At 39.8% G+C, this 18309-nt stretch carries 16 protein-coding genes and 7 tRNA genes; 4 read left to right on the top strand and 19 right to left on the bottom strand.

The genetic code is table 11. The annotated features are described in order from the left end of the window. Positions 1-26: 26 nt before the first annotated feature. From JEP40_RS07245 to JEP40_RS07235, 3 genes are read left to right on the top strand one after another with little or no spacing between them, the layout of a single operon-like run. A complete protein-coding gene (locus JEP40_RS07245) occupies positions 27-2066 on the top strand; it encodes a protein-disulfide reductase DsbD family protein (RefSeq protein WP_198623006.1) in 2040 nt (679 codons plus the stop codon). Then, positions 2066-2797 carry a DsbA family protein gene (locus tag JEP40_RS07240; protein WP_198623005.1) on the top strand — a complete coding sequence of 244 codons (732 nt, stop codon included), beginning with the start codon at positions 2066-2068 and terminating at the stop codon, positions 2795-2797. Before JEP40_RS07245 ends, JEP40_RS07240 begins: the two co-directional genes overlap by 1 nt. Then, positions 2797-3300 (top strand): protein disulfide oxidoreductase, encoded by a 504-nt coding sequence (locus tag JEP40_RS07235; RefSeq protein WP_198623004.1) that lies wholly within the window; start codon positions 2797-2799, stop codon positions 3298-3300. Before JEP40_RS07240 ends, JEP40_RS07235 begins: the two co-directional genes overlap by 1 nt. Before the next feature lie 8 nt (positions 3301-3308). Here the strand turns inward: JEP40_RS07235 and JEP40_RS07230 are convergent, their stop codons facing one another. The 6 genes from JEP40_RS07230 to miaB form a co-directional block, all read right to left on the bottom strand. After that, a complete protein-coding gene (locus JEP40_RS07230) occupies positions 3309-3995 on the bottom strand; it encodes a hypothetical protein (protein ID WP_198623003.1) in 687 nt (228 codons plus the stop codon). Positions 3996-4066: 71 nt separating this feature from the next. Beyond that, a complete protein-coding gene (gene lnt / locus JEP40_RS07225; RefSeq protein ID WP_198623002.1) occupies positions 4067-5590 on the bottom strand; it encodes an apolipoprotein N-acyltransferase in 1524 nt (507 codons plus the stop codon). A gap of 7 nt (positions 5591-5597) precedes the next feature. Next, positions 5598-6479: a CNNM family magnesium/cobalt transport protein CorC gene (gene corC / locus JEP40_RS07220; protein ID WP_023581153.1), complete on the bottom strand. Its 882-nt coding sequence runs from the start codon at positions 6477-6479 to the stop codon at positions 5598-5600. A gap of 71 nt (positions 6480-6550) precedes the next feature. Then, on the bottom strand, positions 6551-7018 hold the full coding sequence (gene ybeY / locus JEP40_RS07215; protein ID WP_072070232.1) for an rRNA maturation RNase YbeY: 468 nt from the start codon (positions 7016-7018) through the stop codon (positions 6551-6553). Continuing rightward, entirely contained in the window at positions 7011-8072 is a 1062-nt protein-coding gene (locus tag JEP40_RS07210) for a PhoH family protein (RefSeq protein WP_036912056.1), read from the bottom strand. Before JEP40_RS07210 ends, ybeY begins: the two co-directional genes overlap by 8 nt. Before the next feature lie 28 nt (positions 8073-8100). Further along, on the bottom strand, positions 8101-9531 hold the full coding sequence (gene miaB, locus JEP40_RS07205) for a tRNA (N6-isopentenyl adenosine(37)-C2)-methylthiotransferase MiaB (RefSeq protein WP_006537711.1): 1431 nt from the start codon (positions 9529-9531) through the stop codon (positions 8101-8103). Positions 9532-9736: 205 nt separating this feature from the next. Between miaB and ubiF the strand changes: the two genes are divergently transcribed. Further along, positions 9737-10924, top strand: a complete 1188-nt coding sequence (ubiF, locus tag JEP40_RS07200; protein ID WP_198623001.1) for a 3-demethoxyubiquinol 3-hydroxylase — start codon at positions 9737-9739, stop codon at positions 10922-10924. Positions 10925-10975: 51 nt separating this feature from the next. Here the strand turns inward: ubiF and fghA are convergent, their stop codons facing one another. The 13 genes from fghA to nagB form a co-directional block, all read right to left on the bottom strand. Next, positions 10976-11806: an S-formylglutathione hydrolase gene (gene fghA / locus JEP40_RS07195; protein WP_198623000.1), complete on the bottom strand. Its 831-nt coding sequence runs from the start codon at positions 11804-11806 to the stop codon at positions 10976-10978. Between the two features lie 53 nt (positions 11807-11859). Beyond that, a complete protein-coding gene (locus JEP40_RS07190) occupies positions 11860-12972 on the bottom strand; it encodes an S-(hydroxymethyl)glutathione dehydrogenase/class III alcohol dehydrogenase (protein ID WP_198622999.1) in 1113 nt (370 codons plus the stop codon). A 20-nt stretch (positions 12973-12992) separates the two neighbouring features. After that, positions 12993-13268 carry a formaldehyde-responsive transcriptional repressor FrmR gene (gene frmR, locus JEP40_RS07185; RefSeq protein WP_198622998.1) on the bottom strand — a complete coding sequence of 92 codons (276 nt, stop codon included), beginning with the start codon at positions 13266-13268 and terminating at the stop codon, positions 12993-12995. A gap of 237 nt (positions 13269-13505) precedes the next feature. Beyond that, positions 13506-13590: transfer RNA gene (locus tag JEP40_RS07180), tRNA-Leu, on the bottom strand. Positions 13591-13640: 50 nt separating this feature from the next. Then, positions 13641-13715, bottom strand: a tRNA-Gln gene (locus tag JEP40_RS07175). A 6-nt stretch (positions 13716-13721) separates the two neighbouring features. Further along, a tRNA-Met gene (locus tag JEP40_RS07170) sits at positions 13722-13798 on the bottom strand. Positions 13799-13818: 20 nt separating this feature from the next. Next, a tRNA-Gln gene (locus JEP40_RS07165) sits at positions 13819-13893 on the bottom strand. A 44-nt stretch (positions 13894-13937) separates the two neighbouring features. Beyond that, positions 13938-14012: transfer RNA gene (locus JEP40_RS07160), tRNA-Gln, on the bottom strand. A gap of 27 nt (positions 14013-14039) precedes the next feature. Continuing rightward, positions 14040-14124, bottom strand: a tRNA-Leu gene (locus tag JEP40_RS07155). An 8-nt stretch (positions 14125-14132) separates the two neighbouring features. Further along, a tRNA-Met gene (locus tag JEP40_RS07150) sits at positions 14133-14209 on the bottom strand. 411 nt (positions 14210-14620) lie between these two features. Then, positions 14621-15853 (bottom strand): DNA-binding transcriptional regulator NagC, encoded by a 1233-nt coding sequence (gene nagC / locus JEP40_RS07145; protein WP_198622997.1) that lies wholly within the window; start codon positions 15851-15853, stop codon positions 14621-14623. A gap of 9 nt (positions 15854-15862) precedes the next feature. Further along, the gene (gene nagA / locus JEP40_RS07140; protein ID WP_198622996.1) at positions 15863-17026 is read right to left on the bottom strand and encodes an N-acetylglucosamine-6-phosphate deacetylase; all 1164 of its coding nucleotides are present in this window, start codon (positions 17024-17026) and stop codon (positions 15863-15865) included. Positions 17027-17151: 125 nt separating this feature from the next. After that, complete coding sequence (gene nagB, locus JEP40_RS07135) at positions 17152-17958, bottom strand: glucosamine-6-phosphate deaminase (protein WP_198622995.1); 807 nt, start codon at positions 17956-17958, stop codon at positions 17152-17154. Positions 17959-18309: the final 351 nt, after the last annotated feature.

Genomic DNA, 18309 nt, shown 5'->3' with positions numbered 1-18309 from the left:
GTTGTAGGAATTTTTAGGGAGTTGTTATGTTTCGTTCTTTTGTTATGGCGTTGGTATTAACGCTATTTACGTTATCTACATCTCAAGCCGCAGATACAGGCTGGTTAACCATGCCTGATAATTCTCACGCACAAGTGAGAGCGACAGCACAAAAGTCACCAACGGGTGATGTGAGAATGTTACTTGAAGTGCAACTTGAATCTGGGTGGAAAACTTATTGGCGCTCACCAGGGGAAGGTGGTGTTGCACCTGAAATTAATTGGTCACAAGATGTGAGTGCAATGATATGGCATTGGCCATCACCTTCTGCTTTTGATGTTGCAGGCATTCACACCCAAGGATATGATAAACAAGTTGTTTTTCCTATTGAATTAACCTCCGTTCATGCTGATCGTTTAACTGGAATTTTAACGTTATCAACATGCAGTAATGTCTGTATTTTAACGGACTACACTTTAGATTTAGATCTTACAGAGCCAGCACCTGCTGATTTTGAATGGCAATATAGTCAGGCGATGGCAAAAATCCCAGTTGGTACAGGACTCATCTCCTCGGTTTCTTCTGATTATAACAACAGCCAGCTCACTATCTCTTTACAAAGAGAGCAAGGATCGTGGATAAAACCTAATATTTATCTCGATCCTCCCGAAGGTATGCTTTATGGAGTTCCGCATTTAAATCATAAAGATAATAATTTATTTGTCACTGTTGATGTAACTGATGACTGGGGCGATGCCGCGGGGGATATTTCGGGTAAAGCACTCTCATTTGTTATTACTGACCAAGATTTTTCCCGCCAAGTTAATGACACAATAGGACAGGGGGAAACAGGTATTGCTCCTCCATCTAATTCAAGTGTTGGATTATGGGGTATTCTAGCTTTTGCGCTATTAGGTGGGTTGATCCTAAATTTAATGCCTTGCGTATTGCCTGTACTCGCGATGAAATTGGGCTCGATTTTACATCTTGAGGATCGCGATAAAGGGGTTATTCGTAAGCAATTTTCGGTGTCTGTTTTAGGTATTTTAGTTTCTTTTTGGGCATTAGCTCTATTTATGACGGGTTTACGTTATAGCCAAGAAGCCTTAGGTTGGGGAATACAGTTTCAAAGCCCTTGGTTTATTGGATTTATGGTGTTAGTGACGGCTATTTTTACTGCTAATTTATTTGGTCTATTTGAGTTACGTTTAAGTAGCAATATGAATACTAAAATGGCAACGGCAGGTGGACAGGGATATGGTCGTCATTTTTGGGAAGGTGCTTTTGCTACTTTACTTGCCACACCTTGTTCTGCACCGTTTTTAGGTACCGCAGTCGCTTATGCTCTGATTGCTCCGTTAAGTGAGTTATGGCTTATTTTTACGGCATTAGGGATAGGAATGAGTTTGCCTTGGATCTTAGTGGCAATATTCCCGTCTGTCGCAAAAATACTACCAAAACCGGGTAAATGGATGAATCGCTTAAGGGTTGTTTTAGGTTTTATGATGCTGTTGTCTAGCATTTGGCTTATTACACTTTTAATTCCTCATTTGGGTATGACAATTGTTGCCGGCATTTTTATTGTTATTACTTTACTTTTATTACTCGCAATTGCACGGCACTACGGCAAAAAAACGGCTCTTATTTCTACTGTGATAGCTCTATTTTTGGCGGGAAGTACTTATTTATTTATTGCTCAACCAGAAAGCCATACACTTGCAGGTGAAGACACGGTAAATTGGCAGCCTTTATCTGAAGAAGCAATACATCAAGCCTTAGCTCATAATAAACGTGTGTTTGTTGATGTGACGGCAGATTGGTGTGTGACCTGCAAAGCAAACAAATACAATGTATTATTGCGAGAAGATATTCAGGCTGTATTGTCAGCACCTGATGTCGTTGCATTAAGGGGGGATTGGACTAAACCCTCTGATAAGATCACCCAGTTTTTAAAACAACGAGGTCAAGTTGCTGTACCTTTTAACCAAGTTTATGGACCTTGCCATAAAGATGGCGTGGTTTTACCCCCTCTTTTAAATAAAGATTCAACATTGACTATTCTTTCAGAGGCTAAAGGAGCCCAATAATGAAAAAAACACTTTCTGCACTGGTTATTTCGTCATTACTTTTTGGTGCAAATGTGCAAGCAGCGGCATTAAGTGCTGATCAGGAAAAAGAAGTTCGTGCGCTGGTTCGTGATACGTTAATCAAAAACCCAGAAATTCTGGAAGAAGCTATCACTGCATTACAAGCACAAAAAGCCGATGAGCAACAAGCACAATTTCGTACTGCATTAAAGGCTGAGCACGACGCATTATATAACGATGCAGCAAGTCCTCGCATTGGTGCAAAAGACGCTAAGTTAGTGTTAGTTTCTTTTACTGATTATAACTGCCCTTACTGCAAACGTTTCGATCCATTATTAGAACAAATCACAAAAGATTATCCAGAAGTTGCTGTGATCATTAAACCATTACCATTTAAAGGCGAAAGTTCTGCCAAAGCATCTCAAGCTGTACTTTCTGTATGGAAAGAAGATCCAAAAGCGTTCTTAGCGTTACATCAACGTTTAATGCAGAAAAAAACAATGCTAGATAATGCAAGTATTGATGATGCAATGAAAACAACCAATACAAGCAAAGTAAAATTAACGGATGACAGCTTAAAAGCGTTACAAAATAACCTAGATCTTTCTCGTAAATTAGGGATTCAAGGTACGCCTGCAACTGTTGTTGGCGACATGGTTATCCCAGGTGCAGTTGATTATGCTCAGCTAGAAGTGATTGTGAAAGAGCAACTGGCTAAAGTGAAAAAATAATGCGTAGTCGCTTACGAAAGTGGAGTAAAGAACTTATTGTTCTGGTTGTCATTTTCGTTGTAGCCTCTTTCGTAATGGATTGGTGGCGACAACCTACGCCACCATCTTTAACGAATTTACCTGAACTTTATACTATTGATAATAAAGTTGTTTCATTAACAGAATTGAGTGCTGAAAAGCCCTTATTAATCTATTTTTGGGCAACATGGTGTGGTGTTTGTAAATTAACAACACCCGCAGTGAATTCGTTAGCGCAAGATGGGTATAATGTGACATCTGTTGCGGTCCGTTCTGGTGATAACGCAAAGTTAGAGCGCGGTATTCAATCTAAAGAACTTGTCTTTCCTGTAATTAACGATAGTCGAGGCGATATTTCTCAGCAGTGGGAAATTAGTGCGACACCTTCATTTGTTATTGTTTATAAAGGGGAGATGGTGGGATTTACGAGTGGTTGGTCATCTTCGTGGGGGTTAAAACTACGTTTATGGTGGGCTTCTGTTTAAATCGGTTATCAGAGTTTAAGTAAAGAAAAAATGATACCGGGTAAGCTAGCAATAAAATAGAGCACCTCATAAATAATATTTTTACGTCTGCGCTCAATTTTTGCTTCTTGGGTATTTTGAGCTATTAACATTTTTTCATCGGCAATGCGTTTTGACGTATTAATATGTATCGGCACAATATTAATAGGGATAACGGTTTGATTATTTTTATTCGCAGGTGTTAATTGGGCTAATGTCCAACCATATTGATGCTGTTTATCTCCGAACGCATTTTGCTGAATAACATAACCGTAATAATCTTTACGAAAACCTTTTTCTTCATTATCGCTGGAAATTTTATGAGCATGTTGCCAATAAGATTGAATATCTGCTGATGACTGAGTTAATTGAGATAGTGCTGGTGGCTCAAGTAGGATGACATTAACGCGTTTAGACTCAGCTTCTTGTTTTTGTTGATCGGTAATCGCAGTTTTCCAATGCACGGGTACAATGGTTTTATCTTCAAGAAGTTGATTAACTGACTCAGGTTGTTTTGATAATACCCAGCCAAACTCATGTTCGTGTTGATTGAACATTTGGCGTTGGATCCATTTATTTTCTTTATCTGTACGAAAACCCTTCGTTTCATTATCTGTTGATATTTCTTTAGCTCTTTGCCAAATAATATCGAGAATATGTTCAGGATAATGATCCATGTTAAAGCCCTTTCATTAGAAAAAGCCCAACCTAATTAATATTAACTTAATAAGGTTGGGCTTTATTCATTTTAATTACGTCGTTTAATAAAGGCGATAATAAAAAATAATCCAACCATTATCCACAATGGTGTATTACCCCATTTGTAATAAGGGGTTAACCCCGTTGTTGGTGTAATTTTTTCTGCTAAAGCACCTTCTTCGAACTGAGGAAGTTGAGAAATTACATCACCATTGGCATCAATAAATGCGGTAATACCGTTATTTGTTGAACGTAATAATGGTCTTCCTAACTCAAGAGAACGCATTCTCGCCATTTGGAAGTGTTGCCAAGGGCCTATTGAATTACCAAACCATGCATCATTAGAAATCGTTAATAAGAACCGAGTATCCGGTTTAAAATTAGCGCGAACTTGTTCACCTAAAATTATTTCGTAGCAAATAGCTGCAGTTATTTTGGCATCATTGACAGTAAGCTGAGGTTGTACATACTCACCTTGGCTTAATGATGACATCGGTAAATTAAAGAAAGGCGCGAGTGGGCGTAATAGTGATTCTAATGGTACATATTCACCAAAAGGAACAAGGTGATGTTTGTTATAGCGATCTGTTGCCGGGTATTGATAAGCATAGTGTTCACCTAATGTGATGACACTATTGTAGAAACGATAACCTTCTAATGTCGGCCGAGCATCAATAATTCCTGTCATTAAATGGGTATCTTGCTCTCTTAATTGCTTATCAAGCTCCGCTAAAAAGCCTTGTTGTTGAATTTCAACATCAGGGATCGCAGATTCAGGCCAAATAATAAGATTTGCATTGCCGATAAAAGGGCGACTTAAGGTGAGATAGGTTTTTAGCGTGCTTTCTAATGTACCTGGTTCCCATTTTAATGATTGCGCAATATTTCCTTGAACAAGTGCTATCTCTTGTGTTTCATCCGGTAATGGTTGATACCACTGATAAGATTTAAAGCTGATAGGCAGTACCAATAAAAGGAGAGCAACAACAAGGCTATAAATTGATTTTCGATAGAGAGCAAATGCGATAAGGCCACTGATAACAGTAAGTAGTAGCGTTATCATGGTGACACCAAAAATAGGTGCAATACCTTTTAATGGACCATCAATTTGGCTATAACCAAATTGTAACCATGGAAAGCCAGATAATACCCAACCTCTTAAAAATTCTGTAATTTGCCATAGTGCGGGTGCGGCAAAAACAAATCTCCATAGAGTAGGGTTTGGGAAAAACTTATTTAATAAGCCGGCAAAAAGTAGGGTGTATAGTGATAGATAAAGTGCCAATAAAATCACTAAAAAGATATTTATCGCAAATGGCATACCACCAAAATCAGCAATGCTGACATAAACCCAATTTACACCAGTACCAAATAATCCAAAGCCCCAGGCAAAGCCAAGAAATGCACCTTGGCGGGTTGTACGTTGTGTGATTATTAGTAATAGGCCCAACAGTGAAATTAAGGCGGCTGGCCAAAAGTCAAAAGGCGAAAACGCGAAGGTGCCGGTAGCACCGAAAAAAACCGCCAGGAGGGCGCGGACCCACTGGCGGTTTAAGAAAGAGGTCTTATTCATTTAGATCCTATGCATCATTACCTAGTTCAGGAATGGGCGCATCATCTGGGATATGCACATAAACCTGAATGATCTTACGGCTATCTGCCATAACAACTTTAAATTGGTAATTATCAATGGTAATAGTTTCACCACGAGCAGGAAGATGACCAAAGGCTTGCATAACTAAACCGCCAATAGTATCAACTTCTTCATCGCTGAAATGTGTACCGAACGCTTCATTGAAATCTTCTATCTGGGTTAAAGCTCGAACTGAGTAAGCGTGGCGACTCAGTGGACGAATATCAATATCATCCTCATCGTCATACTCATCTTCAATTTCGCCTACGATAAGTTCTAGAATATCTTCAATTGTGACAAGCCCTGATACACCTCCGAATTCATCAATTACAATTGCCATATGATAGCGTTGTGAGCGGAATTCTTTTAATAGGCGATCGACCCGTTTACTTTCAGGTACAACAACCGCTGAACGTAAGACTTTATCCATACTAAATGGCTCTGCGTCAGTACGCATGAATGGCAGTAAATCTTTTGCCATCAATAAGCCTTCAATATGATCTTTGTCTTCACTTATGACTGGGAAACGGGAATGTGCTGAATCAATAATTACATCTAAACATTCATCAAGAGTTTGATTACGTTTTAGTGTAACGATTTGAGAGCGTGGGATCATAATATCCCGAACACGCTGTTCAGCAATATCCATTACCCCTTCAAGCATGTCGCGGGTATCAGGATCAATTAATTCTTTCTGTTCAGAATCGCGGATAAGCTCCATCAGATCATCACGGTTTTTAGGTTCACCGTGGAACCACTGATTAAGCAGTGTGAGAAACCCTTTCTTAGGACCAGGGTTATCGTTACTCGAAGATTGGTCGTCGCTCATGGCGTTTTAACTATTTTTCCTCATTGAATGGTTAATTAGATATAGTATTTATCATAAAAATAAGAGAACTGTTACTCTTTTTCAATTAAATAGGGATCTGCATAACCTAAATTTTGTAAGATTTCCGTCTCCAAACCTTCCATTTCTTCGGCTTCATCATCTTCAATATGATCATAACCTAAAAGATGCAGACAACCATGAATAACCATGTGTGCCCAATGTTCTTCAACGGTCTTACTCTGTTCAACAGCTTCTTTTTCTACCACTTGTCGGCAAATAATTAAATCACCTAATAAAGGCAGTTCAATTTCAGGTGGTGCTTCAAAAGGAAAAGAAAGCACGTTAGTGGGTCTATCTTTACCGCGATAAGTTAGATTAAGCTCGTGGCTTTCTGCTTCATCAACAATGCGGATGGTGACTTCACTGACTGGCTGAAACTGTGGTAATACCGCTTCAAGCCATGTCATAAATTGGGCTTCACTCGGAAGCCCTTGCGTATTTTCACTTGCAACTTGTAAATCAAGGATAACTTCACTCATGATTTTCTCTCTGAAGCTTCTCTTTTTCTGCTTTGATAGCTTGACGACGTTTTTGGTCTTCGGTTTCCCAAGCTTCATAGGCGATAACAATTTTGGCAACCACTGGGTGACGAACAACGTCTTCGCTGTGGAAAAAGTTAAAACTTAAGTCATTCACATCTGATAAAACTTCAATGGCATGACGTAAGCCTGATTTATTGCCTCTTGGTAGGTCAATCTGAGTAATATCCCCAGTGACAACGGCTTTAGAGTTAAAACCAATACGTGTTAAGAACATTTTCATTTGTTCAATGGTGGTGTTTTGGCTTTCATCAAGAATGATAAAGGCATCATTGAGTGTACGCCCACGCATATAAGCGAGGGGAGCGACTTCAATAACATTACGCTCTATTAGTTTCTCAACTTTTTCAAAACCCAACATCTCAAATAACGCATCATAAAGCGGTCGTAAATAAGGATCGACTTTTTGACTAAGGTCACCTGGTAAAAAACCCAGCTTTTCACCAGCTTCAACCGCAGGGCGCGTTAACAAAATACGACGTACTTCTTGACGTTCAAGGGCATCAACAGCGGCAGCAACAGCCAGATATGTCTTCCCTGTACCAGCAGGCCCGATACCAAACGTAATATCATGAGTTTGAATATTGGCAATATATTGTGCCTGATTCGGTGTGCGAGGTTTTATCACACCTCGCTTAGTCCGAATATTGGTTGATTTCCCAAATTCAGGAACATGCTCATCGCTTTGCTCAAGCACACGGCTTTCTTTGATAGCAAGATGAATTTGTTCAGGGTCGATATCGGGGATCACGCCTTTAATTGGCGAGGTTTCCACATACAGGCGACGTAAAATTCCTGCTGCCGCATTGACACACAATGATTTACCCGTGAGTTTAAAACGGTTATCACGATGGTTAATCTCGATACCTAAACGGCGCTCAAGTTGCTTAATATTATCGTCGAATGGGCCACATAGGCTCATTAAACGGGCATTGTCAGCTGGCTCTAAGAAAATTTCTTGGGTCGCTACTTGTGCATGTGCTATTACTGTCACTGATTATCCTTTTGTTAAATCTGATTAATTAAGGTTGGTAAACACCTACCCCTAATTCATCTTCTTTACGAGTACGTGCAATGACGGATTCTGGTGATTCATGGATACGTAAATCCATTTGATCTTCCGTTCTAACCACTTTACCACGTAGGGAGTTGGCATAAACGTCCACAATCTCAACATCAACGAACTTACCAATCATATCTGGTGTACCTTCAAAGTTAACCACTCGGTTATTTTCAGTACGACCTGAAAGCTCCATCACATTTTTACGTGAAGGACCTTCAACAAGAATACGCTGCACACTGTTTAGCATAGCTCGGCTAAAGTTCATGGCTTGTTGATTGATACGTTGTTGTAGCAGATATAAACGCTGTTTCTTTTCATCTTCACTTACGTCATCAGGTAAGTCGGCTGCTGGAGTACCAGGACGCGCGGAATAGATGAAACTAAAGCTCATATCGAAATTAACATCTGCAATTAATTGCATCGTTTTTTCAAAGTCATCTTGTGTTTCACCTGGGAAACCGATGATAAAGTCTGAACTGATCAGAATATCAGGACGTGCTTTGCGTAATTTGCGAATGATGCTTTTATATTCAAGTGCCGTATGGTTACGCTTCATTAATGTTAGAATGCGGTCAGAACCACTTTGTACTGGTAAATGTAAATAGCTGACTAATTCTGGCGTATCTTCATAAACAGCAACGATGTCGTCAGTAAATTCGATAGGGTGGCTGGTGGTAAAACGAATACGGTCAATACCATCAATTGCTGCCACTAAGCGAATTAATTCAGCAAAGCTACAAATTTGTCCATCAAAAGTAGCGCCACGATAGGCGTTAACGTTTTGGCCTAATAAGTTAACTTCGCGTACACCTTGAGCTGCTAATTGCGCGATTTCAAATAGCACATCATCACAAGGGCGACTGACTTCTTCACCGCGAGTGTAAGGTACAACACAGAAAGAGCAGTATTTATTACAGCCTTCCATGATGGAAACGAAAGCAGAAGGACCTTCTGCGCGAGGCTCGGGTAAACGGTCAAATTTTTCGATTTCAGGGAAGCTGATATCGACAACTGGACTTTTGGTACCTTTAACCTGATTAATCATTTCAGGCAAGCGGTGTAAGGTTTGTGGTCCGAAGATAATATCGACACACTGCGCACGTTGACGGATGTATTCACCTTCTTGAGAGGCAACACAACCGCCGACGCCAATGATAATATCGGGTTTATTATCTTTAAAATATTTCCAACGTCCTAACTGATGAAAGACTTTTTCTTGTGCTTTCTCACGGATAGAACAGGTATTTAGCAGTAGAATGTCCGCATCTTCGGCGACATCGGTTAACTGATAACCGTGGGTGCTTTCGAGTAGGTCTGCCATTTTGGATGAATCGTACTCATTCATCTGACAGCCCCAAGTTTTAATGTACAGTTTTTTTATCGTCGACATTGTGTAAATCCGGTATTTTCAGTGAGACAATAGCTAATCACTGGAAAACGTTGCGTGTAATAAGCCAATAAGGCGGTTATTGTAGTCATTTGTGTGGTCAGTGACTAGAGTAAGTCGGCGCTAATTATTTATGGCGTTTAGTTTAATCAAAATAAACTGAAACAGCGCTTACCTATTATTTAAAGTAATGAGTTATGGCATAACAATGATGAGTAATGTAAAAATCGATTTTGATGCAGTCATCGCGGGTGGCGGGATGATTGGCGCTGCTGTTGCAATTGGACTGGCGCAAGAAGGATTGCGTGTCGCAATGATTGAACGACAGTCTCCAGCACCTTTTGATGCGTCATCTCATCCTGATATCCGTATTTCTGCGATTAGCTGTGCGTCCGTTAGTCTATTAAAACAACTAGGTGCATGGCAACATGTTTTGGCTATGCGTTGTGCACCTTATCATACTCTTGAAACATGGGAAGAAGAAAATGCTCATGTCATTTTTGATGCAAAAAGCCTAGGATTGCCTGAATTGGGGTATATGGTTGAAAACCGTATTTTGCAATTAGCACTTTGGCAAGAGGCTGAACGTTATAGCAATATCACTTTATTATGCCCAAACAGTCTAAGTAAAATGACTTATTTAGATGATAAATGGAAAGTAACACTTTCTGATGGCAGTGAAGTGTGCACAAATTTAGTGGTAGGTGCGGATGGTGCGAATTCTCAAGTGCGCCAATTTGCGGGTATTGGTAGTAATGGCTGGCAATATCGCCAATCTTGTATGTTGATTACAGTAAAAACAGAATTACCACCAGAAAAGGGAACATGGCAACGTTTTTACCCTTCTGGGCCTCGTGCTTATTTACCGCTTTTTGATAACTGGGCATGCTTAGTTTGGTATGACTCGCCTGACAGAATTAGAAAACTGCAAAATATGTCGATGACGCAGTTAGAAAAAGAAATTCAACATGCTTTTCCTGAGCGATTAGGTAAAGCGACACCTATTGCAGCTGGTTCATTCCCATTAACACGTCAACATGCAAGCCGTTACGTTGATAAAGGAATTATTTTGTTGGGAGATGCGGCTCACACCATTAATCCTTTAGCGGGACAGGGTGTCAATTTAGGTTACCGTGATGTGGATTGTTTCTTAGACTTAGTGGCTGATGCTAAAAAACATTTTGAGCCTTGGGATTCAATGGCGTTATTGAAAAAATATCAGCGTCGACGTATGCCTGATAACTTAGTGATGCAAGCAGGAATGGATGTTTTTTATCATACCTTTAGTCACCAATTACCGGGTTTAAAAATCGTTAGAAATATCGGTCTTTTAGCAGCTCAACACGCAGGTAAGGTTAAAGAAATGGCACTACGTTATGCATTAGGCATTAAGTGATTTAAGTAATGCGATGATCTCTTCAAAGAGAGCATCGCATTTGCATTATAGCTAAGCGTTTAGGTGTTTAGCATGAAAGGCAATATGTTCACCAATAAAACTCGCCACAAAATAGTAACTGTGATCGTACCCTTGATGTAAATTCAATTGATAAGGGAACTTTTTCTTGTCACAAGCTTGCGCAAATAATTCAGGTTTAAGTTGCTCTTGATAGAAGGGGTCGTCAGTTCCTACATCAACGCGCATGGGTAATGCGTGTTCGACATTATCAAGCAAAGTAATCGCATCATACTGTTGCCATTGTGTCATATCATCCCCTAAATAAGCGCTAAACGCCTTTTTGCCCCAAGGAACGATAGATGGCGCTACTATAGGGGAGAATGCAGACACGCTACGATAGCGGGCCGAATTTCGTAAGGCAATTGTTAATGCTCCATGCCCTCCCATTGAATGTCCGCTAATTGCGCGTTTATCCGTGACTGGAAAATATGTTTCAACCAGTGTCGGTAGCTCATCAACAATATAGTCATACATCTTGTAATGCTCATTCCAAGGGGATTGGATAGCATTAAGATAAAAACCAGCACCTTGCCCTAGATCATAAGCACTATCATCAGCGACATTTTCACCACGAGGGCTGGTATCGGGCACAACTAAAATAATGCCATGTTGTGCCGCAAACTGTTGAGCACCAGCTTTAGTAATAAAATTTTGTTCGTTACAAGTTAAACCTGATAACCAATATAAAACAGGGTATTTTTGCTCTTCTTCCATAGGAGGAAGATAGATGGCAAATTTCATCTCACAATTTAACGCCTTTGATGTATGTTGATAAATTTCTTGCCAACCACCAAAACAGGCGTGACGTTCAATCCTTTCCATTTTGACTCCTTTAAAAACAAAGACAAACCTATGAGGTATAGGTTTGAGGATGATTAATCGAAATGAATAACAGTTCGGATTGATTTACCTTCGTGCATTAAATCAAAAGCTTCATTAATTCTTTCTAATGGAAGTTTATGGGTAACAAAAGGTTTAAGTTCGATATTACCTTTCATGGCATCTTCAACCATACCGGGTAATTGACTACGGCCTTTCACACCACCAAAAGCAGTACCTTTCCACGAGCGACCTGTCACTAATTGGAAAGGACGTGTTGAGATCTCTTGTCCTGCGCCTGCGACACCAATGATGATTGATTGACCCCAGCCACGATGCGCACTTTCTAATGCCGCTCTCATCACATTGACGTTTCCGATACATTCAAAAGTATGATCAACGCCCCATTGAGTCATTTCGACAAGCACTTGCTGGATAGGTTTATCGTAATCATTAGGATTTAGGCAGTCTGTCGCACCAAATTGACGCGCTAATGCAAATTTTTCAGGATTAGTATCAATGGCAAAAATACGACCAGCTTTGGCTTGTCTCGCACCTTGCAGAACAGCAAGGCCAATACCACCTAAACCAAAGACCGCGACTGAATCACCTTCTTGTACTTTTGCCGTATTGTGAACAGCACCAATACCAGTTGTTACACCACATCCTAATAAACAGACTTCTTCGTGATTAGCTTCAGGATTAATTTTTGCTAGTGAAACTTCAGCGACAACGCTGTATTCACTAAAGGTAGAACACCCCATGTAGTGATAAATAGGCTGTCCATTATAGGAAAAGCGTGTTGTCCCATCGGGCATTAAGCCTTTTCCTTGCGTTGCTCTGACGGCAACACATAAGTTTGTTTTGCCTGATTTACAAAATAGGCATTCACCACATTCTGCTGTGTACAGTGGAATAACATGATCGCCAGGTTTTACGCTAGTAACGCCTTCACCCACTTCAATAACAACGCCTGCGCCTTCATGACCAAGAATAGCAGGGAATACACCTTCAGGATCATCACCTGAGAGCGTAAAGGCATCTGTATGGCAAACACCAGTGTGGCTAATTTTAATAAGCACTTCGCCAGCTTTTGGTGGCATAACATCAACTTCAACAATTTTTAAAGGCTCTCCAGGTCCAAATGCGACCGCAGCTCGAGATTTCATGGTGTATCCTTTTTTTGTTATTAACGCAGGTAAGTGCGGATAAGTGAAATGGCATCATCAACAGAATTTTTTTGATCTTCAGGAGAAGCGACGGCATCCATAAGACCTTCACGTAGATGACTTTCGAGTACACCTGCCATTAGGCCATTGATAGCGCCTCGAATGGCAGCAATTTGTTGTAATATCTGGCCGCATTCATTTTCATTTTCAAGAGCAGTTTCTAATGCAATAAGTTGCCCTTTGATTTTTCTCACGCGAGTTAACGCGGCTTTTTTTTCTGCTGGTGAGTGTGGCATACATAATCCTTAAATATACTATAGGGGAGTATAGTATTTGAGTGAATATATGTACAGAAAGATCAAAAAGGCTTGGAAAAATCAAGATGAAATAAAAAATTGTTTTGAATGCAGGAAAGTAAAGAGAAGTACAAAGGGGAGAAATCGTGTTTGGGGAAAATAGGATCGTAGAAACAAAAAAGACCCGCTATTGCGAGTCTTAATCGTTGATTTCGTGATATACACGTTAGTAATCAATGGTGCGGGAGGCGAGACTTGAACTCGCACACCTTGCGGCGCCAGAACCTAAATCTGGTGCGTCTACCAATTTCGCCACTCCCGCAACAACTTGGAGAAAAAAAGACTCGCTTTGCGAGTCTCTCTTTCAAAATATGGCTGGGATACCAGGATTCGAACCTGGGAATGCCAGGATCAAAACCTGGTGCCTTACCGCTTGGCGATATCCCAAAAAAATGGTGGCTATGACGGGATTCGAACCTGTGACCCCAACATTATGAGTGTTGTGCTCTAACCAGCTGAGCTACATAGCCATATTGAATCTAGCGAAAGATGGCTGGGATACCAGGATTCGAACCTGGGAATGCCAGGATCAAAACCTGGTGCCTTACCGCTTGGCGATATCCCATCCGCTAATTCAATTGTCAACACACTTATTATTTATCAGAAATATGGCTGGGATACCAGGATTCGAACCTGGGAATGCCAGGATCAAAACCTGGTGCCTTACCGCTTGGCGATATCCCAACTGATAAATTCTTGACGAGGTTAAAATGGTGCGGGAGGCGAGACTTGAACTCGCACACCTTGCGGCGCCAGAACCTAAATCTGGTGCGTCTACCAATTTCGCCACTCCCGCAAAAAAGATGGTGGCTATGACGGGATTCGAACCTGTGACCCCAACATTATGAGTGTTGTGCTCTAACCAGCTGAGCTACATAGCCATCTTTTTTTGCATAACCTTCGTCGGCGTTGCGGGGCGCATTATGCGTATTACAGACAAATCCGTCAACTGCTTTTTGCATTAATTTTCGAGAAACGTGTCCGTTTGCTCGATGGTTAATCATTTTGTCGAAAAAAGATCCAAAAAACAACCTTTTTGATAAAAAATATACTCAAAAATATGAGAGTGTAAAGTGTGAATAAAAAGAAAAAACAAAGCAGTAAGAGGAGAGGGATGAATAAAAACCATGTAAGATGTAGGGATAAAAAAGTATAAAAAAGAAATGTAATGAAAAAATTACGTGACATTTCTTTTTTTTAATCTATTACTGTTTGAAATTTATACTTATTTCTCTATTTAAATAAGAAAAAGTATTTATTTAACTCAAAAAGTATAATTTATCGGCAATAACTTACTTTTCTAATAGCTGTTGAAGCAATTCTCCATTAAGCATTGCACGTTTAGTTAATGCAAAAGCCCCTATTGCAGAACGATGATCAAGCTCTGATGTGACAACAGGAAGCTCTTCTCTAAATTCTTTTAATACTTGAGTATTAATACAACTTTGAATAGAAGGAAGCAAAATTTCAGCAGCTTCGGTCAATTCACCCGCTAAGACAACTTTTTGTGGGTTAAATAAGTTAATTGCAATCGCAATGGCTTTGCCCAAATGTAGACCAACTTGTTTAATCGTTTCCACCGCTAATGGATCATTTTTAACCGCAGCATGACAGATATCTTGGATTTGGCACTGTGTCGATGATAAATATTGGCTTGGGTAACCTTGCTCTAATTGATAGCGTACTTTGGCTTCAATAGCCGTATTTGATGCAATTGTTTCTAAACAACCAAAATTACCACAATGACAACGCTCACCTAGAGGGTCTATTTGGATATGGCCAATTTCCCCAAGGTTACCGCGCTGATTGAGGAGAATTTTATTATTTATAATAACTCCTGCACCAGCACCACGGTGAATTCGCACTAATAGCGAATCTTCACAATCTCTTGTGGCACCAAAATAGTTTTCAGCTAATGCGAGGCTTCGAATATCATGACCAGCGTAACATGGTAGGCTAAAGTGTTTTTCAAGACTGTTTACTAATGCCCAATTATCCACTTTCATATGAGGCATATAACGAACAATGCCTTTATTGGGATCAACAAGGCCGGGTAAGATCACGGAAATTGAAATAAGCTCACGAATACGACGTTGATTTTGTTTAATAAAATCATCAATTGCGTTAATAAGCAGAGTTTCAACTTCATTTTGTGTGCTTTGTTCTATGGGATAGTGTTGCTCAATAATGACCTTACCACTTAGATCATAGAGTGCGACAGTCGCATCATTGCGTCCTAGTCGCACACTGACGGTATTAAAATTACGGTGTTCAACAATGATAGAAATCGCACGTCGTCCACCTGTTGATGCTTGTTGGTCAACTTCTTTGATGAGCCCACGTTCAAGCAACTGACGAGTAATTTTAGTCACACTGGCCGGTGCTAGCTGGCTTTGTTCGGCTATTTGGATACGGGAAATGGGCCCGTGTTGATCAATCAGTCGATACACAATCGCACTGTTAAGTTGTTTAACAAGATCGATATTGCCAATTTGCGTTTCAGTGTTGTTATGACTCATCAGCATATACATCCATTAGTTATCAGTTATTTCAATACCATTGACAAATGTTGTGCAAAGGTTGAAGTCCTTGTCAAAAGAAGCGAGATTAGCAATTTTTCCAGCTTCAATTGTACCGAGTTCTTTTTCTACCCCAATCGCACGAGAGGGATAAAGTGTAGCCATTCGTAATGTTTCATCTAATGGAATACCTACATGAATCACGCTATTTTTAATTGCGCCAATCATAGTAAGTGATGATCCACTTAATGTGCCATCAGCATCGACACACAATCCATTACGATAATATATGGTTTTTCCTGCAAAAACGAAGCTATCCATCTCATTTTTATTAGGATCAAGCCCTGCAGGCGCAGTTGCATCTGTAACTAAAAGTAATTTATCGCCTTTTAAACGCTTACTATTGCGAATATTGGCCCATGAAACATGCATACCATCAGCAATAATACCTGCATAAACCTCTGGTGTATCATAAATAGCGCCAACAAGACCAGGGCCTCTGCCTGTAATATAAGGCATTGCATTATAAAGATGGGTCGATAATGAAATTCCATTACGGAATCCTTTACGCGCTTCTTCATAAGTCGAATTGGAATGGCCTGCCGAAACAATGATACCTGCTTTGATTAATTGACGAACATACTTTTCATCAACCATTTCTGGTGCAAGGGTGATTTTTGCGATGACATCAGCGTTATCGCACAAATAGCTAATCATCTGAGCACTTGGTTGACGAATAAATTGCGGATCATGCGTCCCTTTTTTAATCACATTGATGTAAGGGCCTTCTAAATGTAATCCCAGTACTTTATTTTTATGTTTTTTCATGTAGGCACGAGTTGCTTCGATGCCTATCTTCATCAATTCATCAGAACAGGTAATTAGTGTTGGTAAATAACTGGTACAGCCTAAACGCTCATTCGCTTTTTGCATGATTTCTAGCGTTTCAACGGTAACATTTTCTGGGGTGTCATTAAATTGCACGCCACCGCAGCCATTAACTTGTAAATCGATAAAACCAGGAGAGACAATTGCACCTTTCATATCACGTACAGTGATATCTTTTGGCAGTTGATCCTGTGGGCAAACCTGCTCAATACGGGAGCCGTTAATAATAATGGCGTGATTTTCTAAACGGTCGTAACCTGTATAAATAACAGCATTTGTTAAGGCAAACATACCTTTGTCTCCTGATAAGGGAAGTCAATCTAAAAAAGCCGATATCAGCCAGTAAATTCTGGCTGATAAGTAAGAGAGCTTAGCCTTTTCCACTACTTAATCAGTAGGTACTTATTTTACTAAACTTAGTCTTGATATTTTTGACACTCTTGCGCTTCAATCTGTTGGAAATAACGCAATGTTTTAACTCGTAATTCCATTGTGGCAGGATCATCACACACTATAATTGCTTTCGGATGAAGCTGGACACAGGAGATTGTCCATAAATGGTTAACTGCACCTTCGGTGGCGGCATGTACAGCCTGTGCTTTATTAAAGCCTGTTGCCAAAATCATTAATTCTTCAGCATCTAATAAAGTACCAACACCAACAGTCAGCGCGTATTTAGGAACATGATTAACATTATTATCGAAGAAACGTGAATTCGCTAAACGCGTGTCTTCGGTGAGTGTTTTCATGCGAGTGCGTGAAGATAATGATGATGCAGGTTCATTAAAAGCAATGTGACCGTCATTACCCACACCCCCCATAAACAGATTGATTTTGCCATAAGACTTTATTTTAGCCTCATAACGCGCACATTCTGCTTGTGGATCTTCTGCGTTGCCGTTTAATAAATTGATATTTTCATCTTTAATATCAATATGATTAAAGAAGTTTTCATACATAAATGTACGATAACTTTGTGAATGATCAGACGGAATACCGACGTATTCATCCATATTGAATGTAACAACGTGTTGAAAACTGACTTTTCCAGCACGGTGTAATTCAATTAACTCTTTATATGTCGCCAATGGCGTGCCACCAGTTGGTAAACCAAGCACGAAAGGGCGATCTGCGGTTGGATTAAATGTGTTGATCTTTTCAACGATGTAATTTGCAGACCACTTACCAACTTGTTTTGCCGTGGATAGGGGGATTAACCTCATAGTAACCTCATAGAAAAAAGACAAATCTGATAATTCAGGAACATGTTATTTCGCTGTGTGATTATCAGTGACTCATCTATAACACGAATTTCTTTTCATTTTTAGTCGATGACCCAATTGTCCCGCCAAAAGATATTTTTAATCATAAAATAAGCTTTCTGACTTAGCCAGCATTTCAGCTAAAAAATATACGATATTGGTGACTTCAATCACAAATTATGACTAATTAATTTGCGATACGAAATAATTTTTTTAGACTGAAAATGGAATTAAATAATTAGCTCATCAATTTTTTTATAAAATATGAATGAGTATGAATAAGATCCCGTATAGGGGCTATCCAAGGGGGAG

It is taken from the genome of Proteus vulgaris (assembly GCF_016239305.1).
Lineage (GTDB): Bacteria > Pseudomonadota > Gammaproteobacteria > Enterobacterales > Enterobacteriaceae > Proteus > Proteus vulgaris_C.
The sequence above is the reverse complement of the archived record's forward strand: the minus strand, read 5'-3'. Positions and strand labels throughout refer to the sequence as shown.